Source organism: Arthrobacter sp. KBS0703, assembly GCF_002008315.2.
Classification (GTDB): Bacteria; Actinomycetota; Actinomycetes; order Actinomycetales; family Micrococcaceae; genus Arthrobacter.
Window position 1 is genome coordinate 1 of the sequence record NZ_MVDG02000016.1, and the last position, 3,324, is coordinate 3,324.

General features: G+C 66.7%; 2 protein-coding genes and 1 pseudogene. All 3 read left to right on the plus strand.

The window, feature by feature from the left end; genetic code table 11:
* Nucleotides 1-114: 114 nt before the first annotated feature.
* A pseudogene (locus B1A87_RS22465) lies at nt 115-645 on the plus strand (ABC transporter ATP-binding protein); the annotation flags it as partial.
* Between the two features lie 153 nt (nt 646-798).
* On the plus strand, nt 799-1,845 hold the full coding sequence (locus B1A87_RS22470; RefSeq protein WP_078029871.1) for an iron ABC transporter substrate-binding protein: 1,047 nt from the start codon (nt 799-801) through the stop codon (nt 1,843-1,845).
* 4 nt (nt 1,846-1,849) lie between these two features.
* Nucleotides 1,850-3,324: iron ABC transporter permease (locus B1A87_RS22475; RefSeq protein ID WP_185982452.1), on the plus strand; the 1,475-nt coding region annotated here is incomplete at its 3' end.

Here is a 3,324-nt window from a genome sequence, read left to right on the forward strand (position 1 = left end):
CAAGAGCAGCGAAATCGACTACGCCGGCGCCGCTCCCTATGCCCTGCTGATGATCGTGATCTCGGCACCCATGACCTATTTGCTCTTCCAGCAGTCCAAGAAAGTAGCGGGACAGTGACCGAACAATCCCCGTCCAGGCTCCCGGTACCACGGGTCTCAGCCTCCGTGGCGCCCAGCACCAACAGCCACCTGGAGATCGATTCGGTCACCAAGGATTTCGGTTCCCAGGCCGTCCTCAAGGGCGTCAACCTGTCCGTGGCCAAGGGCGGGACCACCGCCATCGTGGGTCCCTCCGGTTCCGGCAAGACCACGCTGCTCCGGCTGATCGCCGGCTTCGAACACCCCGGCACCGGCACCATCCTGCTCAACGGCAGCCCGGTGGCGGGCAACGGCGTGTGGAAGCCGGCGCACAAGCGCCACGTCGGATACGTGGCCCAGGACGGCGCCCTGTTCCCGCACCTGACCGTGGGCCAGAACATCGCCTTCGGGCTCAGCGCCGCAAAGCTCGACGGCGGCCGGCGCGCGGTCGCTGCCCGCGTCAATGACCTGCTGGAAATGGTCTCCCTGGACACCGCCATGGCCAAGCGGCGGCCGCACCAGCTCTCCGGCGGCCAGCAGCAGCGGGTCGCACTGGCCCTGTCTCTTATACACATCTAGATGTGTATAAGAGACAGCTTAAGGCCTCCGCGGCTTGGATGCTTAGGTTTGGCTAACCTACAGTTTTCGAAGTGAGCTTCACCTAACTTCCCCAGCTCACCCGGACCCCGGTCCACCAGACTTTTGCAGAAAGAAGCCCCGATGAAGATCCGCAACAATGCGCTGGCCGGCATCGCACTCGCAGCCACCGCAGCCCTCGGACTGTCGGCCTGCGGCGGCTCCCCCGCCCCCGCCGGCTCCGGCACCGCAGCAGCTGCCAACGGCGAGATCACGGTCTACAACGCCCAGCACGAAAGCCTCACCCAGGAATGGGTGGACGAGTTCACCAAGGAAACCGGCGTCAAGGTCACCCTGCGCCAGGGCGACGACACCGAGATGTCCAACCAGATCGTCCAGGAAGGCCAGGCCTCGCCGGCGGACGTTTTCCTCACGGAGAACTCCCCCGCCATGGCCCAGGTGGAGAACGCCGGGCTGTTCGCTGACGTGGACAAGGACACTGTCGCCCAGGTTCCCGAAGCGTTCCGCCCGAGCACCAACAAGTGGACCGGCATCGCCGCCCGCTCCACCGTCCTGGTCTATGACAAGACCAAGCTCACCGAAGACAAGCTGCCCAAGTCCATGCTGGACCTGGCCAAGCCGGAGTGGAAGGGCAAGTGGGCCGCTTCACCGTCCGGCGCCGACTTCCAGGCCATCGTTGCCGCCCTGGTCGAGCTCAAGGGCGAGGCTGCCGCCGAAGAGTGGCTCAAGGGCATGAAGGACAACGCCAAGGTCTACAAGGGCAACAGCACCGCCATGAAGGCCGTCAACGCCGGCGAGGTGGAATCCGCGCTGATCTACCACTACTACTACTACGGCGACCAGGCCAAGACCGGTGAGAACTCGAAGAACGTCTCGCCGTACTACTTCAAGAACCAGGACCCGGGCGCTTTCCTCTCCGTCTCCGGCGGCGGTGTGCTGAAATCCTCGAAGAACGCCGAGAAGGCCCAGGCCTTCCTGAAGTTCATCACGGGCAAGAAGGGCCAGGAGATCCTGCAGAAGGGCACGTCCTTCGAGTACGCGATCGCTTCGGACGTCCCGGCCAACGAGAAGCTGGTCCCCATCAAGGACCTCCAGGCCCCCACCGTGGACCCGGCCAAGCTCAACTCCCAGAAGGTCACCGAACAGATGACCAAGGCAGGACTGCTGTAATTCCGTGATCACCGATCCATCGGCGCCGGAGATTTCCGGAAGCACGACGACGGCGGGCCGGGGTAAACGCCCCCGCCCGCCTTTCGGCGTTTCCGCCGTAGCTGTCCTCGCAGTGCTGATCGCGCTGTTTTCCCTCGTCCCGCTGGGGTACGTCGCCTTCATGACGGCCGCAACCGGCTGGGACACGGCGGCGGCGCTGATCTTCCGGCCGCGCGTCGGGGAGCTGCTGCTGAACACGGTCCTGCTGATCACCATCACCGTGCCGCTGTGCCTGGTCCTTGGTGTGGGCGGCGCCTGGCTCGTAGAGCGGACCACGCTCCGCGGCCACAAGATCTGGGCGGTGCTCCTCGCGGCCCCGCTGGCCATTCCTGCCTTCGTGAACAGCTATGCGTGGGTGTCCGCCGTGCCGTCGCTCGAGGGCCTGTCCTCCGGCGTGCTGATCGCCACCCTGTCCTACTTCCCGCTCGTCTACATCCCGGCCGCAGCGACCCTCAGCCGGCTTGATCCCGCGGTGGAACAGTCCGCGGCGTCGCTGGGGCTCGGCGCCTGGCGGTCCTTCTTCCGCGTGGTCCTGCCGCAGCTGCGGATCGCCATGACCGGCGGCGCCCTCCTGGTGTCGCTGCACCTTCTCGCCGAGTACGGCGCCTTCGCCATGATCCGGTTCGACACGTTCACCACGGCGATCATGGTGCAGTACCGCTCCACGTTCAACGGCACGGCCGGAAACATGCTGGCCAGCGTGCTCGTGTTCTTCTGCCTCATCCTGCTGCTGGCCGAGGTCCGGAGCCGGGGCAACGCGCGGTACGCGAGGGTGGGCTCGGGCGCCCAGGCCAAGGCGCTCAGGCTTCCGCTGCACGCCTACCAGCTCCCGGCCCAGCTCTTCCTGCTCGCGCTCACCGCCTTGGCGTTCGGGCTGCCGCTGGTCTTCGTCCTCCGCTGGATTGTCGCGGGCGGCGCGGACATCTGGACCGCCGACGAATTCGTCCCCGCCCTCGTGCAGACCCTCGGCTACGGCCTGGCCGGCGCCGTCGTCACCACCGTCGTCGCGTTCCCCATGGCGTATCTTGCCGTGCGGCACGCCGGCTGGTTCAGCAAGGCACTGGAGCTGTCCAACTACGTCACGAGTTCCATGCCCGGCATCGTGGTGGGCCTGGCCTTCGTCACCGTCAGCATCCGGCTGGTCCCCGGCGTGTACCAGACGTCAGGCGTCCTGATCGCGGCCTACGTGCTCCTGTTCCTGCCCCGGGCACTGGTGAACATCCGGGCCGGGCTGGCGCAGGCACCGAAGGAGCTGGACGAGGCGGCGCAGGTCCTGGGCAGCCCGCCGCTGCTGTCCTTCCTCCGCGTGACGCTCCGGCTGACCGCCCCGGCGGCGGCGGGCGGCGCGGCGCTGGTCTTCCTGGCCATCGCCAACGAGCTCACCGCAACGCTGCTTCTCTCCCCCAACGGCACGAGGACGCTCGCCACGGAATTTTGGAG